18 protein-coding genes and 1 pseudogene are annotated in these 17,495 nt (G+C 64.1%); 17 read left to right on the forward strand and 2 right to left on the reverse strand.

Annotation, left to right across the window (positions count from 1 at the left end):
• On the forward strand, positions 1 to 264 hold a 264-nt coding region (locus VMJ11_RS23810), incomplete at its 5' end, for an IclR family transcriptional regulator domain-containing protein (RefSeq protein WP_325622375.1).
• Positions 265 to 315: 51 nt separating this feature from the next.
• On the opposite strand, the gene VMJ11_RS23815 is transcribed toward VMJ11_RS23810, so the two are convergent.
• On the reverse strand, positions 316 to 1,395 hold the full coding sequence (locus VMJ11_RS23815; protein ID WP_325622377.1) for a porin: 1,080 nt from the start codon (positions 1,393 to 1,395) through the stop codon (positions 316 to 318).
• Positions 1,396 to 1,867: 472 nt separating this feature from the next.
• Here VMJ11_RS23815 and VMJ11_RS23820 point away from each other — a divergent pair, with 472 nt between their 5' ends.
• The 14 genes from VMJ11_RS23820 (at position 1,868) to VMJ11_RS23885 (ending at position 15,368) form a co-directional block, all read left to right on the forward strand.
• A complete protein-coding gene (locus tag VMJ11_RS23820) occupies positions 1,868 to 2,182 on the forward strand; it encodes a non-heme iron oxygenase ferredoxin subunit (RefSeq protein WP_325622379.1) in 315 nt (104 codons plus the stop codon).
• Position 2,183: 1 nt separating this feature from the next.
• On the forward strand, positions 2,184 to 2,495 hold the full coding sequence (locus tag VMJ11_RS23825; RefSeq protein WP_325622380.1) for a recombinase-like helix-turn-helix domain-containing protein: 312 nt from the start codon (positions 2,184 to 2,186) through the stop codon (positions 2,493 to 2,495).
• A gap of 35 nt (positions 2,496 to 2,530) precedes the next feature.
• Entirely contained in the window at positions 2,531 to 3,616 is a 1,086-nt protein-coding gene (locus VMJ11_RS23830) for an aromatic ring-hydroxylating dioxygenase subunit alpha (RefSeq protein ID WP_325622382.1), read from the forward strand.
• On the forward strand, positions 3,609 to 4,394 hold the full coding sequence (locus VMJ11_RS23835) for an SDR family oxidoreductase (RefSeq protein ID WP_325622384.1): 786 nt from the start codon (positions 3,609 to 3,611) through the stop codon (positions 4,392 to 4,394). Before VMJ11_RS23830 ends, VMJ11_RS23835 begins: the two co-directional genes overlap by 8 nt.
• 57 nt (positions 4,395 to 4,451) lie before the next feature.
• The gene (locus VMJ11_RS23840) at positions 4,452 to 4,988 is read left to right on the forward strand and encodes a cupin domain-containing protein (RefSeq protein WP_325622386.1); all 537 of its coding nucleotides are present in this window, start codon (positions 4,452 to 4,454) and stop codon (positions 4,986 to 4,988) included.
• Between the two features lie 52 nt (positions 4,989 to 5,040).
• On the forward strand, positions 5,041 to 5,931 hold the full coding sequence (locus VMJ11_RS23845; RefSeq protein ID WP_325622387.1) for an alpha/beta fold hydrolase: 891 nt from the start codon (positions 5,041 to 5,043) through the stop codon (positions 5,929 to 5,931).
• A gap of 14 nt (positions 5,932 to 5,945) precedes the next feature.
• Positions 5,946 to 6,815, forward strand: coding sequence for an IclR family transcriptional regulator (locus tag VMJ11_RS23850; RefSeq protein ID WP_325622389.1), 870 nt, complete (start codon positions 5,946 to 5,948; stop codon positions 6,813 to 6,815).
• Entirely contained in the window at positions 6,812 to 7,630 is an 819-nt protein-coding gene (locus VMJ11_RS23855) for an SDR family oxidoreductase (protein WP_325622391.1), read from the forward strand. Before VMJ11_RS23850 ends, VMJ11_RS23855 begins: the two co-directional genes overlap by 4 nt.
• Complete coding sequence (locus VMJ11_RS23860) at positions 7,623 to 9,281, forward strand: thiamine pyrophosphate-binding protein (protein WP_325622392.1); 1,659 nt, start codon at positions 7,623 to 7,625, stop codon at positions 9,279 to 9,281. The genes VMJ11_RS23855 and VMJ11_RS23860 overlap by 8 nt, the downstream gene beginning before the upstream one ends.
• Entirely contained in the window at positions 9,274 to 10,107 is an 834-nt protein-coding gene (locus tag VMJ11_RS23865; protein ID WP_325622394.1) for an aspartate dehydrogenase, read from the forward strand. Before VMJ11_RS23860 ends, VMJ11_RS23865 begins: the two co-directional genes overlap by 8 nt.
• Before the next feature lie 93 nt (positions 10,108 to 10,200).
• Positions 10,201 to 11,694 (forward strand): aldehyde dehydrogenase, encoded by a 1,494-nt coding sequence (locus VMJ11_RS23870; protein ID WP_325622395.1) that lies wholly within the window; start codon positions 10,201 to 10,203, stop codon positions 11,692 to 11,694.
• Positions 11,695 to 11,723: 29 nt separating this feature from the next.
• On the forward strand, positions 11,724 to 12,686 hold the full coding sequence (locus VMJ11_RS23875) for a VOC family protein (protein WP_325622396.1): 963 nt from the start codon (positions 11,724 to 11,726) through the stop codon (positions 12,684 to 12,686).
• Complete coding sequence (locus tag VMJ11_RS23880; RefSeq protein WP_325622397.1) at positions 12,683 to 13,924, forward strand: NAD(P)/FAD-dependent oxidoreductase; 1,242 nt, start codon at positions 12,683 to 12,685, stop codon at positions 13,922 to 13,924. The genes VMJ11_RS23875 and VMJ11_RS23880 overlap by 4 nt, the downstream gene beginning before the upstream one ends.
• A 40-nt stretch (positions 13,925 to 13,964) precedes the next feature.
• Positions 13,965 to 15,368 carry an MFS transporter gene (locus VMJ11_RS23885; RefSeq protein WP_325622399.1) on the forward strand — a complete coding sequence of 468 codons (1,404 nt, stop codon included), beginning with the start codon at positions 13,965 to 13,967 and terminating at the stop codon, positions 15,366 to 15,368.
• 283 nt (positions 15,369 to 15,651) lie between these two features.
• Here the strand turns inward: VMJ11_RS23885 and VMJ11_RS23890 are convergent, their stop codons facing one another.
• A complete protein-coding gene (locus tag VMJ11_RS23890) occupies positions 15,652 to 16,431 on the reverse strand; it encodes a hypothetical protein (RefSeq protein ID WP_325622401.1) in 780 nt (259 codons plus the stop codon).
• 391 nt (positions 16,432 to 16,822) lie between these two features.
• Between VMJ11_RS23890 and VMJ11_RS23895 the strand changes: the two genes are divergently transcribed.
• Positions 16,823 to 17,179 carry a BON domain-containing protein gene (locus VMJ11_RS23895; RefSeq protein ID WP_325622403.1) on the forward strand — a complete coding sequence of 119 codons (357 nt, stop codon included), beginning with the start codon at positions 16,823 to 16,825 and terminating at the stop codon, positions 17,177 to 17,179.
• Between the two features lie 217 nt (positions 17,180 to 17,396).
• Positions 17,397 to 17,495: pseudogene (locus VMJ11_RS23900) on the forward strand (transposase); the annotation flags it as partial.

Genomic DNA, 17,495 nt, shown 5'->3' on the forward strand with positions numbered 1-17,495 from the left:
GGCTACGCATTGAGCGAAGCGTCGTTCGAAACGGGGATTTCGGTGGTGAGCGCGCCGGTGCGCGATCAGTCGGGCCGCATCGTGGCCGCGATCACGGCCACGGTGCCGCGCTCGGACATCGGCGCCGAGGCCGAACGCGCGCCGCTCGTCGCGGCGGTGTGCGCGGCGGCCATCGACTTGTCGGCGCGCCTGAACTATCGCCCCGCGCCGGGAGACCCCACCGCGGCGCACGCGGCACGTCAGCGCGACCTGCATGCGGGCTGATCGCGCGACACCGAGACGCGCGTGTTCGCTTGATGCGGCACGCGCACGGCATCAGAACGAGTGGTGGATGCCGGTGAGCACGATGGTCTGATTACGTCCGCTCGACACGCCCGCCGTGAAGAACGCGGCCTGGGCTTCGGAGTTCGCGCGCTGGTACAGCGCGTTCACGTAGACCTGCGTGCTTTTGGAAAGCGAATACACGTCGCCGATCATGAACTGCGTCCAGCGGCGGCCCGAGAGCGTCGAGGTGGCTGCGCCTCCCACTACCGCATTGGCCGTCGTGAACTGGTAGTTCGCGCCCGCGTCGTAGCTCTGGAACGTGTCCGAATAGCCGTTCGACTGCAGCTTGGTGCGCGTGTACAAACCGTGTACGAGCAGCTTGCCGAACGTGTACGAGGCGCCCGCGCCCATGTTCTCCACCTTGTCGGCGAGATAGCTGGCCGCTGGCTGTCCCTGGAACGTAGTCAGTCCAATCGTCGATATCGACACCGAGCGGTCATGCTCGTTGGACCACGACGCGCCGGCCTTGAACGGACCATTCGCATAACTGATCGAATAGCTCATCGTGCGGCCTTCCGAGAAGTTCGTGCTGTTGCCGAAGCCGAACATGGCACCCAGCGTGAAGCCGTACCAGCTCGGCGAGCGGTATTTCACCGAGTTGTTGTATGGCACGACGCTCGTGTCGGCAAGCTGGTCGATATTGCCCGGATGGAACGCGTACCAGCTCGCCGCGAGATACGCCGTGCTGAACGGACCGAGCACGTCGAATGAGAAGGGCGTCTGGTGACCCAGCGTGAGCGTGCCGAACTGATCCGAGGCGAGTCCCACATAGGCCTGGCGGTTGAACAGCGTGCCGGCGCTGGCCATCGCACCGGTGTTGGTGTAGAAGCCGTTCTCCAGCTGGAAGATGGCCTTCAGCCCGCCACCCAGATCTTCCTGACCGCGCAGGCCCCAGCGGTCGGGCTGCGTGTTGCCCTGTTCCATCATCCACTTCGAGTGGCCTCCCACGTTGCTGACGTAGGCCACCCCTGCATCCAGGCTGCCGTATAGCGTAACGCTGCTTTGCGCCCATGAAGACGAGACGGAGACGGCGCACAAGCCCGTCAACCCCGCGGCAATGAAGTACTTCAACTTTGGACTCCTGATCGTATGACGAAAGACCGGTGCGTTCCTGACGTATTGCAAGACCTGTCACGCAGATAAACCGGTAGACCCAATCCCTTGGCTCAAAGGCGGCGCGCTTCTTCTGGCGCGCTCTCGCTATTCCGTCTGTCTGTTGTGTTCCATATATGGACAAACGTGCTACCTATGGAAAGTATAGTGATTCGCTCGAGACATCAAAATACTTTTTTGGGCTGGTGATTCCCCCAGGTGGGCCGCTTCTTTCGTCAGGGGCGCACGCGCGCAAATCCCGCATTAATGGTGCTCAGGTCACCACAAAGAGAGGCTCGGCAACCTTGAACTTGGCCCTTTCTTCGACATGGTCGGTGTTTTCCCCTGGAGCGCGGATTTCTTATTTTTTCCTCGCCAACGCGATCCTATAATGACCATACATAAACTAATGTTCCGTGTATGGAACACGGTTGATCGGGAAAGGTGAGAAATGGCTGAGGAATGGCACTGCGCCGGACATGCCGGCGAGCTGAGCGAAGACGCGCCGCTCGAGTTCAAGCTCGAAGGCACCGAGATCGGCATCTACAAGGTGGGCGATGAGGTCTATGCGCTCGAAAACGTCTGCCCGCATGCCTATGCGCTACTGACGCAGGGCTTCGTGGACGAAGGCACGGTCGAGTGCCCGCTGCATGAAGCGGTGTTCGATATCAAGACCGGCCAGTGCATCAAGGGACCCGGCGGCCGTGCACTGAAGCAGTACGTAGTGCGTCTAGCCGGTGAAGAAATTCAGATCAAGGTGGAATGACATGCAAGAAGCTCCTGTGAACTTCAATCCGTACCTGAAGCCGTGGCTTGCGCCGCAACCGAACAACATGGCCGGCAAGGGCGTGATCGAACAGCCGGGCCAGTGCGAGAACATGGTGTGGCAAACGCGCAAGGCGGAACCCACTCAATACGAGAACGACTTCGGTGATGCACTCGAAAAAGTCTTCGAAGCCGGCGCGGTAGAGCTCGAAGAAGTCGCGGCCGGTTTGAACCGCGTTGGCTTCCGTACGCCCGAAGGCGCAGCGTGGAACGCCGAGCGCCTCGCCGCCGAATTCCGCCTGCTCGCCGAGTAAGCGCGCCCGCTCACACAGAACACGGAGTCCCCCCAATGACGACCTCCACACCCGAAGCCGCAAGCGGCGCCGATCCGATTCGCGCGTATCTCGATCGCGGCATCAAGAACTACTGGTATCCCGTCGTGCCGAGCTGGCAGGTGGGCAACGCGCCCATCGGCATCACGCGTCTTGGCGAGCAGATCGTGCTGTGGCGCGATCAGGACGGCAACGTCCACGCGCTCGAAGACCGCTGCCCGCACCGTGGCGCGCGCCTTTCTCTCGGATGGAATCTCGGCAATAGCGTGGCTTGCTGGTATCACGGCATCGAAGTCGACGGTAGCGGCACCGTGCAGAACGTGCCTGCCGTCTCGGCGTGCCCGCTCGAAGGGCAGAAGTGCGTGAAGTCGTATCCGGCGCAGGAGCACGCGGGTGCCGTTTTCCTGTGGTTCGGTGACGAGGCGCACCAGGAGCCCGCCGCGCTGCAACTGCCCGAAGAACTCGTGGGCGAGGAATACGCCAGCTTCCTGTGCGTGTCGAACTGGAAGTGCAATTATCAGTACGCGATCGACAATGTGATGGACCCCATGCACGGCGCGTATCTGCACGCGACTTCGCACTCGATGGCCGAAGGTGACAAGCAGGCTGAGATGCGCGTGCGCAAGACCGAGTCCGGCCTCATGTTCGAGAAAATTGGCCAGCGCGATGTGAATTTCGACTGGGTCGAGCTCGGCGAAACGGGCTGCCTGTGGATGCGTCTGGCGATTCCGTACAAGAAGAAGTTCGGTCCCGGCGGCAACTTCGGCATCATCGGCTTCGCAGTGCCCGTCGACGAGGACAACTGCCAGGTGTACTTCTGGCGCACGCGCAAGGTGCAGGGCTGGCAGCGCGACGCATGGCGCTTCCTCTATCGCAACCGGCTGGAAGGCCTGCACTGGGCCGTGCTCGAACAGGACCGCTATGTTCTGGAGAGCATGGCGCCGAACGCGCGCGATCACGAATTCCTCTATCAGCACGACGTGGGCATGACGCGCGTGCGCCGTATGCTGCGCCAGCGCGCGCAGCACCATTTCGCCGATCTGGAAGCGTTGCGCACGCAACAAGCCGCGAATTCGCAAGCCGAGAGCCACAGCCATGCATGAGGCCACGCAGGCGGCACAGGCGGCGCAAGCCTCGCTCGCGGGCCGGCGCGTGATCATCACGGGCGGCGCGCGGGGTCTCGGCGCGGCGTTCGTCACGACGCTCGCACGGGTGGGCGCGCATGTCAGCTTCGGCGACATCTTGCAGGAAGCGGGCGACGCGCTCGCGAAATCGCTGCGAGCCGAAGGTCACGAAGTCGCGTTCGCGCCGCTCGACCTCGCGCAGCCCGAGAGCATTGCAGCCTTCGTTGAGGGCGCCGCGCAACGCATGGGTGGCATCGACGCGCTCATCAACAACGCGGCCATCACCCATTCGGGCGGCAAGTTCGCGAGCGAGATCAGCGTGCAGACCTGGGACGCCGTGATGGACGTGAACGTGCGCGGCACCTGGCTCATGTGCACGGCGGCGCAGCGCTGGCTTGCGCAGTCCGGCCGCGGGGCCATCGTCAATATCGCTTCGGATACCGCACTATGGGGTGCGCCAAAACTGCTCGCGTATGTGGCGAGCAAGGGCGCCGTGATCGCGATGACGCATTCGCTCGCACGCGAGTTCGGCGCCGAAGGCATCACCGTGAACGCGATCGCGCCGGGCCTCACCGAAGTGGAGGCCACGGCGTACGTGCCGGCCGAGCGCCACGCTTACTACCTGGAAGGCCGCGCGTTGCGGCGCGCCCAGGTGCCGGAGGACGTCACGGGCCCCGTGCTGTTCCTGCTGTCCGATGCCGCGCGCTTCGTGACGGGGCAATTGCTGCCTGTGAATGGCGGCTTCGTGATGAACTGATTTCGTCGTATGCAAAGTCCGTTCGCAAGAACGATCGCAAGAACCAAGGAGAAAACGATGGCCGATGCCGATATCGCGAGCAAGTCGTGGGACCGTCCCGCCGATGCGAGCTTTGAAGACTGGATGAACAGCCGCGTGGCGCGCTATGAAACGCGCCGTTACGACTGGGACGCGCTGAAGTTCCAGGCCGACTACGACCCGAAGTACCGCCGGGCCCAGATGCGCTACGTGGGAACGGGCGGCACGGGCGTCGCGAAAGATTCGAACACCGTGCCCGCGGGCGGCTTCACGTTCTCGACGATGGTGATTCCGGCCGGCAACGTCGGCCCGAGCCACATTCACATCGACGTGGAAGAAATCTTCTTCGTGCTGCGCGGCAAGATGAAGGTCATCTGCGAGAAGGACGGCCAGACGTGGGAAGCCGTGCTCGGCGAGCGCGATCTGATTTCGGTGCCGCCTGGCGTGTATCGCACGGAAATCAACGTCGGCGAGGAAGACGCGCTCATGTGCGTGATGCTCGGCGCGCCTATGCCCATCACGCCGACGTACCCGCCCGATTCGCCGCTCGCGAAGATCAAGCGCGAAGCGAAGTAGGGCGCTTCACCACGCAACGAACCCACGAAGCCATCACCACGGAACCGAAGCCATGCACGAAGCGATGAATAGCGCCGCCTCATCAGCCGCCACGCTCGAAACGCGGCTCGCGCGCTTTGCGCTGCGCGCCGCGCGAGCGGGCGAGGCGCGCGTGAGCTATCGCGAAGCGAGTGGCGCAACGAAGGCGGGCGGCAAAGAGGCGCTGCCGCTCGTGCTGCTCCATGGCATCGGCTCCGGCGCGGCTTCGTGGGTGCAGCAGTTCGAAGCGCTTGGCGGCGCGCGGCGCGTGCTCGCGTGGGACGCGCCCGGTTACGGCGAGTCCAAGCCGGTCTCGCCCGCGTCGCCGGTCGCGGCCGACTACGCACGTGTGCTCGCAGACTGGCTCGACGTGCTCGATATCGAACGCTGCCTGCTCGTTGGGCATTCGCTGGGCGCGATCATCGCGGGCGCGTTCGCCGCTGCCAATCCGGCCCGCGTGAGCGGCCTGTTGCTGATTTCGCCCGCAGGCGGTTACGGCGCGGCACAAGAGAGCGTGCGTGCCCAGAAGCGCGACGCGCGTCTTGCGATGCTCGCCGAACTGGGCCCCCAAGGTCTCGCGCAAAAGCGCAGTGCGAACATGCTTTCGCCGCACGCCGATGAATCGGCGCGTGAGTGGGTGCGCTGGAACATGTCGCGCGTGATTGCGCACGGTTACGCGCAGGCGACCCATCTGCTCGCGAACGCCGATCTCGCCGTCGATCTCGCATGCTGCGAGCAACACGAAGTCCGCATGGCCGTTGCCGTGGGGGCCAAAGATACGATCACGTCGCCACAGGCGTGCGCGCATCTCGCGCAAGTTGCCCGCGTGCCGTTGCAGATCGTGCCGCTCTCGGGCCACGCGGGCTACATCGAACAGCCCGACGCCTATAGCGCATTGATCTCGGCATTTTGCGGCACACACTAAGGATACCTTCAGGAATGACACCCGATCTCGCCAGCGCGTCCCCCGAGGCCGACGAAGACCGCAACGACACGAGCTACCGTGTGCCCGGTCTGGAACGGGGCCTGCGCATTCTCACCGAATTCTCGCCTCGCGAGCCGGTGCTCGATGCACCGGAACTGTCGCGGCGCCTCGGCATCCCGCGCACGACCGTGTTTCGTCTGTTGCAAACGCTCGAATCGCTCGGCTTTCTCGAGCGCGCCGACCGCGACCGCAACTATCGCCTCGGCGTGGCAGTGCTGCGCCTGGGCTTCGAATACCTGAGCTCGCTCGAATTGACCGACCTCGGCTTGCCGCTCATCGAAGCGCTGCGCGACGCCACGGGCCTCACCGCGCACATCGTGATCCGTGACGGACGCGACATCGTGTTCGTCGCCAAGGCGCAAAGCCACGCGCCGATTTTCAGCTCGGTGAAGGTGAACGTCGGCACGCGTCTGCCCGCGCACGCGACGACGCACGGTCAAGTGTTGATGGGCGACCTCACGCTCGACGATTTGCGCACGCTCTATCCCGAGCGGCAACTCGAACGCTTCACGCCGTCCACGCCGCTCACGATCGAGGAACTCTACGCACGCATTCGCGAGGACGCGGAGCGCGGCTATGCCGTGAGCGAATCGTCGTTCGAGCGCGGCATTTCCGTGGTGTCCGCGCCGGTGCGCAACGACACGGGCCGCATCGCCGCCGTCGTGACCACGACGATCCCGCGCCCGGGCATCGATACGGCGCTGCTCGACAGCGGCCTCGTAGACAAGGTGCGCCGCGCCGCCGACGAACTTTCGAAGCGGCTCAACTACCGGCCGCAGTCGCACAAGCACTCGCCTTACATGAAGGCATTGGGGCTCAAATGATCCAATTCGATTTGACCGGTCAGGTTGCGGTGGTGACGGGCGGGTCGTCCGGCATCGGCCTGGCCACTGCCGCACTGTTCTTGCAGGCGGGCGCGTCCGTCGCCATTTGCGGGCGCGACAGCGATCGCCTCGTGCGCGCCGAGCGCGAACTGCGCGAGCGTCATCCCGGCGCGCAATTGCTAGCAGCGCGTTGCGATGTGCTCGATGCGATCGATGTCGCGGCATTCGCGAGCGCGGTGCAAGAGCGCTTCGGGCGCACCGACATGCTCGTCAACAACGCAGGGCAGGGGCGCGTCTCGACGTTCTCGGACACCACCGACGAAGCGTGGCGCGAGGAACTCGACCTCAAGTATTTCAGCATCATCCGCCCGACGCGCGCGTTCCTGCCGATGTTGCGCAACGCCGCGAAACAAGGCAATGCATCGATCGTATGCGTGAATTCGCTGCTCGCGTTGCAGCCCGAGCCGCACATGGTCGCGACTTCGTCGGCGCGCGCGGGCGTGCTCAGCCTCATCAAGTCGCTCGCGGTCGAACTCGCGCCTGAGCAAATCCGCGTGAACTCGATCCTGATCGGCATCGTGGAGTCGGGCCAGTGGCGCCGCCGCTTCGAGAACGACGAAAAAGCGCAAGCCGAGCCCCGCCAGAGCTGGGAAGACTGGACGAGCGAACTCGCACGCAAGAAGCACATTCCGCTCGGCCGCTTCGGCCGCCCCGAAGAAGCCGCGCAGGCACTGTTTTATCTGGCCACGTCCCTGTCGTCCTATACGACGGGCAGTCATATCGATGTATCTGGAGGCGTAGCACGTCATGTCTAACACAACCACCGTCGGCGAACTGATCGCCGCCTTCCTCGAACAATGCGGAGTCCGAACCGCTTTCGGTGTCATTTCGATTCATAACATGCCGATTCTCGACGCTATCGGCCGGCGCGGCAACATCCGCTACGTCGGCGCGCGCGGCGAAGCGGGCGCGGTCAACATGGCGGACGGACTTGCACGCGTCTCGGGCGGCCTCGGCGTCGTGTTCACGAGCACGGGTACGGCGGCGGGCAACGCAGCGGGCGCGATGGTCGAAGCGCTCACTGCCGGCACGGCGCTGCTGCACATCACCGGCCAGATCGAAACCGAATACCTCGATCAGGACCTCGCGTACATCCACGAAGCGCCCGATCAACTGACAATGCTCTCGTCGATCTCGAAGGCCGCGTTCCGCGTGCGTTCGGTCGAGACCGCGCTGCCGACGATCCGCGAAGCGGCGCGCGTCGCGCAGACCGCGCCGAGCGGTCCGGTCAGCGTGGAGATTCCGATCGACATCCAGGCCGCGCTCACGCAGTGGCCGGCCGATCTCGCCGCGCCGCATCTCACCACGCTCACGCATGACGAAGCGCGCGTCGAACAGCTCGCGAACGCGCTGTCGAAGGCGAAGCGTCCGCTGCTGTGGCTGGGCGGCGGCACGCGCCACGCATGCAGCGCGGTCGAGCGCCTCGTGGCGCTGGGCTTCGGCGTGGTGACGAGCGTACAGGGCCGCGGCGTGCTGCCCGAAGATCATCCGGCCACACTCGGCGCGTTCAACGTGAGCCCGTCGGTCGAACGCTTCTACAAGACCTGCGATGCGATGCTCGTAGTGGGCTCGCGCCTGCGTGGCAACGAAACGCTGAAGTACAAACTCGGCCTGCCGCAGCCGCTTTATCGTATCGACGCAGACGCGCTTGCCGACAACCGCGGCTATCGCAACGAGCTCTTCGTGCATGGTGACGCCGCGCGCGTGCTCGACGCGCTCGCCACGCGCCTTGAAAACAAGCTCGCGGTCGATCCGCAATTCGCCGCCGATCTCGCCGCCGCGCGCGAAACGGCCGTGAGCGAAACGGCGAAAGGCCTCGGCCCGTACCGCCGCCTCGTGGAATCGCTGCAACGCGCCGTGGGCCGCGACTACAACTGGGTGCGCGACGTCACGATCTCGAACAGCACGTGGGGCAATCGCCTGCTGAAAATCTTCACGCCGCGCGCGGGCGTGCACGCGCTTGGCGGCGGTATCGGCCAGGGCATGCAGATGGCAATCGGCGCGGCGCTCGCAAATGCGGCGGCGAAGACCGTGTGCCTCGTCGGCGACGGCGGGTTGATGGTCAATGTGGGCGAACTCGCGACGGCCGTGCAGGAAAAGGCCAACGTGATGATCGTGCTGATGAACGACCAGTGCTATGGCGTGATCCGCAACATTCAGGACGCACAGTATGGCGGCCGCCGCATGTTCGTCGATCTGCACCAGCCGGAATTTTCGCAATTCTGCGCGAGCCTCGGCCTCAAGCACTTCCGTCTCTCGTCGCTCGATCAGGCCGACGAGGTAATCCGCGAAGGCATCACGTTCGAAGGCCCCGTGCTGCTCGAAGTGGACATGAAGGCCGTGGGCAGCTTCGAGACGGCGTTCGCGGGCCCGCCGGTGCGCAAGGAGGAGCCCCAACATGCCTAACGCCAGCGCAGGCCACACCATGCACGCGCCCGTCGATATCGCAATGATCGGCTTCGGAGCGATCGGACAGACCGTCTATCGTGCCGTTGCGGCGGATCCGCTCGTGCGCGTTTCGCACGTGATCGTGCCAGAGCATCAAGCGGATGCCGTGCGCGAACAGATCCACGGCGCGGTGGAGGTCGTTTCGTCGGTGAACGCGCTGTCTTCGAAGCCGCAATTCGCGCTCGAATGCGCGGGCCACGCGGCGCTCGTCGATCACGTCGTGCCGCTGCTCAAGCGCGGCACCGATTGCGCCGTCGCGTCGATCGGCGCGCTTTCGGACCTCGATCTGCTAGAGCGTCTCTCGCTCGCGGCCGACGAAGGCGATGCGACGCTCACGCTGCTTTCGGGGGCGATCGGCGGCATCGACGCGCTTTCGGCGGCGAAGCTCGGTGGTCTCGACGAAGTGCTGTACACGGGCCGCAAGCCGCCGCTCGGCTGGCTCGACACGCCCGCCGAAAAGGTTTGCGATCTGCGCTCGCTCACGCGGGAACAGGTGATCTTCGAGGGCAGCGCGCGCGAAGCGGCGCGGCTCTTTCCGAAGAACGCGAACGTGGCGGCGACGGTGGCGCTCGCGGGCCTCGGTCTCGACCAGACCACGGTGCGCTTGATCGCCGATCCGGCTGTCGAGCGCAACGTACACCGCATCGTCGCGCGCGGCGTGTTCGGCGAAATGTCGCTGGAGATGTGCGGCAAGCCGCTGCCTGACAACCCGAAGACTTCGGCGCTCACCGCGTACAGCGCGATTCGCGCGCTGCGCAACCGGGCGGCGCGCTGCGTGATCTGACGTGGCACCGAAGCGCCTTGATTAGCGATGGAAGGCGATGCATGTGCATATGCACCGCATCGCCGGCACTGAAACCGTAGTGAGACCTCTGACATGACTCCATTCGATACGAGCCTCGTTCCGAACGGCGATATCTTCATCGGCGGCGAGTGGCGCCAGGGCCGCGCCGCGCCTTACGCGAGCATCTATCCGGCCGACCAGTCGCTGAACAGGGAGGTCTCGACGGCAAGCGCCGAAGACGCCAGCGAAGCGGTCGAGAAGGCGCACGCCGCGTGGAAGCACGGCGCCTGGGCGGGCATGAAGCCGCATCTGCGCGCGCTCGTGCTCTATCGCATCGCCGACCTGATCATGCAGCGGCACGATGCGCTCGCGCAACTGCAGCGCCGCGACAACGGTAAACCTATCGGCGAAACGCGCGTGCTCGTGGCGAGCGCGGCCAACACGTTCCGCTATTTCGCGGCTTGCCTCGAAACGCTCGACGATGACGTGACGCCTTCGCGCGGCGACTACCTGACGATGAGCGTGCATGAACCCATCGGCGTGGTGGCTGCGATCACGCCCTGGAATTCGCCCATCGCATCCGACGCGCAGAAACTCGCGCCCGCACTGGCAGCCGGCAACGCAGTGGTGCTCAAGCCCGCGGAAGTCACGCCGCTCGTGTCGCTCGCGCTGGCGCGCATCTGCGAAGAAGCGGGCGTGCCCAAGGGCATTCTTAGCGTGCTGCCGGGCAAGGGCTCGGTGATCGGCGACGTGCTGGTGCGCCATCCCCTCGTGAAGAAGGTGTCATTCACGGGCGGCACGGAAGTCGGGCGCGGCATCGCGCGCCTCGCCGCGGACAAGCTCATGCCCGTGTCGCTCGAACTGGGCGGCAAGTCGCCCACCATCGTATTCGACGACGCCGACATCGATCACGCGGTCAATGGCGTGCTGTACGGCATCTTCAGTTCGTCGGGCGAGGCGTGCATCGCTGGCTCTCGCCTCTTCGTGCAGCGCTCGATTTACGACACGTTCATGAAGCGTCTCGCGGAGGGCGCACGCAAATTGCGCGTGGGCGATCCGTCGAGCGAGAACACGCAGATGGGCCCGCTCATCACGGCGAAGCATCGCGAGTCGGTGGAGCGTTACGTGGCGCTCGGCCTTGAGGAAGGCGGCCGTCTGTTGTGCGGCGGCGAGCGTCCCGTCGGCGACGCCCGCGAAAACGGCTTCTTCTTCCAGCCGACGATTCTCGAAGGCCTGAAGAACAGCGCACGTATCTGCCAGGAAGAGATCTTCGGCCCCGTGCTCGTGGCCATGCCGTTCGACGACGAAGCCGCGCTCATCGACGAAGCGAACGACAGCGTGTTCGGCCTCGCCGCCGGCATCTGGACGCGCGACTACAAGCGCGCATGGCGTGTCGCGCGCAAGCTCGAGGCGGGCACCGTCTGGATCAATACGTACAAGCTGTTCTCGATTTCCACGCCGTTCTCGGGCTGGAAGGAGAGCGGCATGGGCCGCGAGAAAGGGCGGCTCGGCATTCGTGAATACATGCAGCAGAAGAGCCTCTACTGGGGCTTGAACGACGCACCGCTGCCGTGGGCAAACGCCTGATGGCGCTGCGTGGCACAGGAGACAAGCAAATGACGATTCTCGGCATCGAACAGATTACCTACGGCGTGACGGACCTCGAAACCTGCCGCCGCTTCTTCGCGGACTGGGGTTTGAAGGAAACCGCGCACGACGAAACGCGCGCGCGCTTCGAAACGCTCAACGGCTGCACCGTGCTCCTCGTCGATGCGAACGATCCCGCGCTGCCCGCCGCATTCGAAGCGGGTCCGACACTACGCGAAGTGACGTGGGGCGTGGCCACGCGCGAAGAACTGGACGTTTTGCGCCAGCGCCTCGCAGGTGAGCCCGGCTATTACAGCGATGAAAACGGCGTTGGTTGCTTTGACCCTGCCGGCATGGCGATTCGCGTGGAAGTGACGCGCAAGCGCGAGATCGACGTGAAGGGTTCGCCCTCCAACGTGTGGGGCCAAACGATGCGCGTCGACCAGCCTTCACCGGTCTACGAACGTGCGGAGCCCGTGGAAGTGGGCCACGTGGTGTTCTTTACGAACTGTCTCGCGGAACAGGAAAAGTTCTATCACGAGCAACTCGGTTTCGAGACGTCGGACCGCTATCCGAACCGTGGTGCATTCATGCGCTGCGCGCCGCACGGCGGCCACCACGACCTGTTCCTGCTCGCGCTGCCCGACGGCAAGAAGGGCCTCAATCACGTGGCGTTCACGGTGCGCGACATTCACGAAGTATTCGGCGGCGGCCTGCATATCAGCCGCTGCGGCTGGACCACGCAGCTAGGTCCGGGCCGGCATCCGGTCTCGTCCGCGTATTTCTGGTACTTCAGGAACCCGGCGGGCGGCCTGATCGAGTATTACGCCGACGAGGACGTCCTCACGCCCGAATGGCAGCCACGCGACTTCGAGCCGGGCCCAACCGTGTTTGCGGAATGGGCCATCGACGGCGGACTCGACGGCAATACGCGCCGCCAGAAGAACGCCGAAGCGCCGCAAGGCAAGTTCATGACGGAGCGTAAGCAATGAGCGATGCGATCGAAAACGCCGCACTGACCACGCCGCGCACGGTGGTGGTGATCGGTGGCGGCCAGGCTGCGGGCTGGGTCGTGAAGACATTGCGCACGGAGGGCTTCGAAGGCCGCCTGGTGATGATCGCCGACGAGGTGCATCTGCCGTACGAGCGTCCGCCGCTTTCGAAGGGCGTGCTCGCAGGCGAGGCCGATATCGAAACGGTGCGCATTGCGAAGCCCGACGAATTCGCGACGCTCAATGTCGAAACCTGGCAGCCCGATTGTGCGGTCGCGATCGATCGTACGAAGCGCACGGTGACCACGCGCTCGGGCCGCGAAGTGAAATACGACCGCCTCGTGATTGCCACCGGCGGCGCGGCGCGCAGGCTGCCGGCGAGCGTGGCGAAGAGTGCGCATGTCACGTATCTGCGCACGCTCGACGAAGCACTGGCACTGGGCGAACGCCTGCGCCGCAGCCAGCGCGTGCTCGTGGTGGGCGGCGGCTGGATCGGCCTCGAAGTGGCGGCTACGGCACGCAAGCTCGGCGTCGCGGCTACGGTGATCGAAGGCGCGCCGCGCCTGTGCGCGCGCTCGCTGCCGCAGGAGGTCGCGGACTTCCTGCTCGAACTGCATCGTGCCAACGGCGTGGACGTGCGGCTGAATTCGGCGCTCGTTTCGCTTGAGGACCGCGAGGAGGGCGGCGTACGTGCCACCTTCGCCGACGGCAGCACGCTCGATGCCGATTTCGCAGTTGCCGGCATCGGCCTCACGCCGAATACGGCGCTCGCGCAAGAGGCGGGCCTCGCGGTGGAAGACGGCATCGTCGTCGATGAATTCGGCGAAACTTCGGACGCCGATATATTCGCATGCGGCGACGTGGCGAATCATCCGAACGCTTGGCTCAAGCGCCGTGTGCGCCTCGAGTCGTGGGCCAACGCGCAGAACCAGGCCATCGCCGCGGCGAAGGCCGTGCTCGGCGTGAAGGCGCCCTATGCGGAAATACCGTGGTTCTGGTCCGATCAGTATGACGTGAACCTGCAAATTCTCGGCGATCTGCCTGCGGGCCTCACGCCCGTGCTTCGCGGTAGTCTCGATGAAAAGCGCGTGACACTCTTTTTCGTCGAGGACGGCCATCTGCGTGGCGTCATCGCGATCAATGCTGCGCGCGATCTCAAGCTCGCGCGCAAATGGATGAACCAGGGACGCGCGGTGGATGTCGCGGCCCTCGTCGACACCAGCAAGGCGCTCGCCTAGCCCCCTCAACGGACCTCTGATAGCGGACGGGACCCAACGCATGAGTACCCTCGACAACACCCTCGACCATCGCGGCGGCGTCGCGGCAGGCGCTTCGCACACTCGCGGATCGATCATCGCCCGGCTCGAGCGGATGCCGACCAACGCCATGCAGGTGCGCGCGCGCATTCTGATCGGCCTCGCTACGTTCTTCGACGGGTTCGACGTGATCGCGATCGCCACGACGCTGCCGATCCTGATCCAGAAGTGGCAACTCACGCCGTGGGAGATCGGCTTCCTGATCGCGTCGGGATCGGTCGGCCAGTTGTTCGGCGCGTTCCTGTTTCCGTGGCTCGCGGAGCGTCATGGCCGTGTGCGTGCGATTGCGTGGAGTTCGGGCATCATCGGCATCACGAGTATTGCCTGCGGCTTCGCGCCTAGCTTCGCGGTGTTCGCGGCGTTGCGCGTGATCCAGGGCTTCGGTCTTGGCGGCGAACTGCCCGTGGCGGCGACGTATATCAACGAGGTCAGCCGCGCACATGGCCGTGGACGCTTCGTTCTCCTCTATGAAATCGTGTTCCCTGTGGGACTGCTCGCGTCGAACGCGCTCGGCGCGTGGATCGTGCCGCGCTTCGGCTGGGAGGCGATGTATTTCATCGGCGGTGTGCCGCTCGTGCTGTTCTTCGTGTTGCGCAGACTCGTGCCCGAGTCTCCGCGCTGGCTCGCCGAGCGCGAGCGGCTGCAGGACGCCGACCGTGCCGTGGCCGCATTCGAGCGCAGTGCAAAGGGACCGCTCGCACCCGTTACGAATACGGCGGAATTCGATGCACTCATGAAGCGCCATCCGAAGCGCAGCGTGAAGGACCTGTTCGGCCCCGCTTACCTGAACCGCACGCTGGCCGTGGCGATGCTCTGGATGACCTGTGGTTTCATCCAGTACGGGCTTTCGACCTGGCTGCCGACTATCTACCGCACCATTTATCACGCGCCGCTGCAGCTCGCGCTCAATCTCGCGGTGGCCGCTTCGGTGCTGGGCGTGCTGGGCTCGCTCACGTGCGCGTTGCTGGTCGACAAGGTGGGCCGCAAGCCCATCATCAACATCTCGTTCGTGCTGTGCGCCATTTCGCTTGCGCTTGCCGGCGTGTGTCACGCGATGTCGGTGTACGTGGTGGCGACGTTCTGCGCGCTCTCGCTCGGTTTGCTCGCGTGCGGTTTCATTACCGCCTACGTGTACACGCCGGAACTGTACCCGACAAGCATCCGCGCACTCGGCTGCGGCATGGGCGGCGCATGGCTCAAGGTCGCGGCGATCTTTGCGCCGACCATCGTCTCGAAGACGATGATCGGCGGCAACCTGGACGTAGCGTTCTATATTCTCGCGGTAGTGCCGTTGCTGGCTGCCATTGTCGTGCATCGATTCGGCATCGAGACGAAGGGGAAGGTGCTCGAGCAACTGGAGGCTTGAGCGTCAGATCGCACGGCGCGGGATCCCGCGTCCGTGTATTGCCGCGGGTCCAGAAGTTCGCGAACGAAGCGACAAGCGGGCCTTCCTGGCGGTTCAGGAGGGCAGTGCAGGGGCGTGCGGTGAATTGCACTGCGGGCGCCCTGTGTCGCGTCGAGCGTGAGCGTCACGCTGGCGTCGTGCAGCAACAGAGCTGCACGATACGGCCAGCTTCGGGGAAGACGACTGGCGCGAACCCACATGGCAGCGAATGCATGTGGGCAAAGACAACGTGTCTCGCGCGTGGTCAATCGCGTGCCATGCGTTGCAGCTTCATGGAATGCAGACGCCGGCTGATCCCCTTGAGCACGCTGTTTGCATGCGGATCGCCGAAATGCAGCAGCACCGTGCATCTCACACTGGATGGCGAGCTGGCCTGATTCGCATGTAGCGAACGCGTGCCCCAGAAGAAGTAGAGATTCCCCGGCGTCAAGGTCACCACCTTCGCCGCAAGCCGTTTTTGAACCCAGGGCAAACGCCAGATTCCTTTGAGCAGCGTCTCCATCAACGCTTTCTCGATGATATTGACGATTACCGAGCGCCGCGTATCGCGCAAGTTGGGGTACATCGTCAGATTGCCCGGCGGTTCGTCCGGTCCGTTGGGAATCAGTACCGGCAGCAGGATCGACACGACATACGAGTCGTAGTGGAAATTATTCGAGTGACGCAGTCCCTGCGTTCCGGTGAGCACGCGCATCACGGGCATGATCTGCTCACTGGGCGGCAACGTACCCATTTTTTGCACATATAGCTGGCGCAACAATGCGTGCAAGCCCGCGTCCTTCATAAGCGGACGAAGACCGGTATTGGCAATCCACTCCGCGTCGCTGCAGCCGAAATATCGCGTCCCGTTCTGGTCGATCAGTTTGGCCACAATGCCTCGGAGCTTTGCGAGAACCGAGTCCGGTACGATAGCCTGGAGGACACCGACCCCAGATTCATCCATCGACTGAGCAAGTGCCTGTGCGCTCCCTGCGGTCACTGGTGCAAATGCGTCAAGCGGCAGTTCGTTGTTCAATGCATTCATTAGCCTTCCTCGTCCGACTCGCTCTGCGGAGACAGCCACACTCTGAATGCGGATAGCCTCAACGAAAAACCTGACGTGTTCCGTACGCCGCCGTACAAATATCTTCAAGTCTGATGCATGTTGGATGGCTGGCTGTAAGCATTCGAAGCCCGAACGACGCTCGTGCGCGCCTCAATCGACGCCATCGCTGGGGTGTAAGTTGGCCCGATCAGCACGGTGGGCTGTTCAGGAAACGAACCTGAATTAGACTTGGTCGATGAGCGTCGGCGCAATGAATAGCGCTCCGAAGGGATTCAGTGCACTCGGTACTCGACGAAGCAAATGGCGTGTTCGGGCCGCCACGAGTCATGTCCAGGCGAGAGCATTCGCTCCATGAACGGAGAAAGAAAGCATGAGAACTAATGGTGTGAGAAAAATAGTCGGCGCTCTGCTAGCGGCGGCCATCTTGGGTTGCGCGACTTATGTGTACGCGCAAGCCGATGTGAGCGCGCCGGTCTCGACATCCGCCAATCGAAACAGACCGGATAGCGAACTGGTTCGCGACGTTCGCCGCGCCTTCACACGCACATCGGGGCTGAACTCTTCGGGTATTCATGTGACGGCGCGTAACGGCATCGTGACGCTGACAGGGTGGGTGCCGCAGCGCTCGCAGATCGCGCGGGCCGGCAACGCTGCGAGGTCAGTCCGCGGCGTGAGATCGGTGTCGAACAGATTGACGTTGCGAACCGGTCGCGGCAGCGGCCGTTGAAGTCGCTCGCGCATAGACGCTTCGCGCTGGGGCCGCGCATCGGTTACCGCCTGTAGGACCTTTCTATTTAGCGGAACCCGACATTTCTTATATGGTCGCCTCCCATTTGCAAGGTGATTGTGCGTGGCGAGGAGGGTGGTTGCGGACATATACATGGCCTCGTCCCGTTTGCCAAATGATCTGGTTTACAGCGAGCAGGTGCTGGATTGCGTATATATATTCGGCCTGTTTCGGCCTGGTACCACGCCAGCACAGCACGGGCGGCCACAGTACCTTGTGCGGAATCAGCAAACGAGGTGACCGGCATCTACGTTAT

It is taken from the genome of Paraburkholderia sp. (assembly GCF_035501035.1).
In the GTDB taxonomy this organism is placed as follows: domain Bacteria; phylum Pseudomonadota; class Gammaproteobacteria; order Burkholderiales; family Burkholderiaceae; genus Paraburkholderia.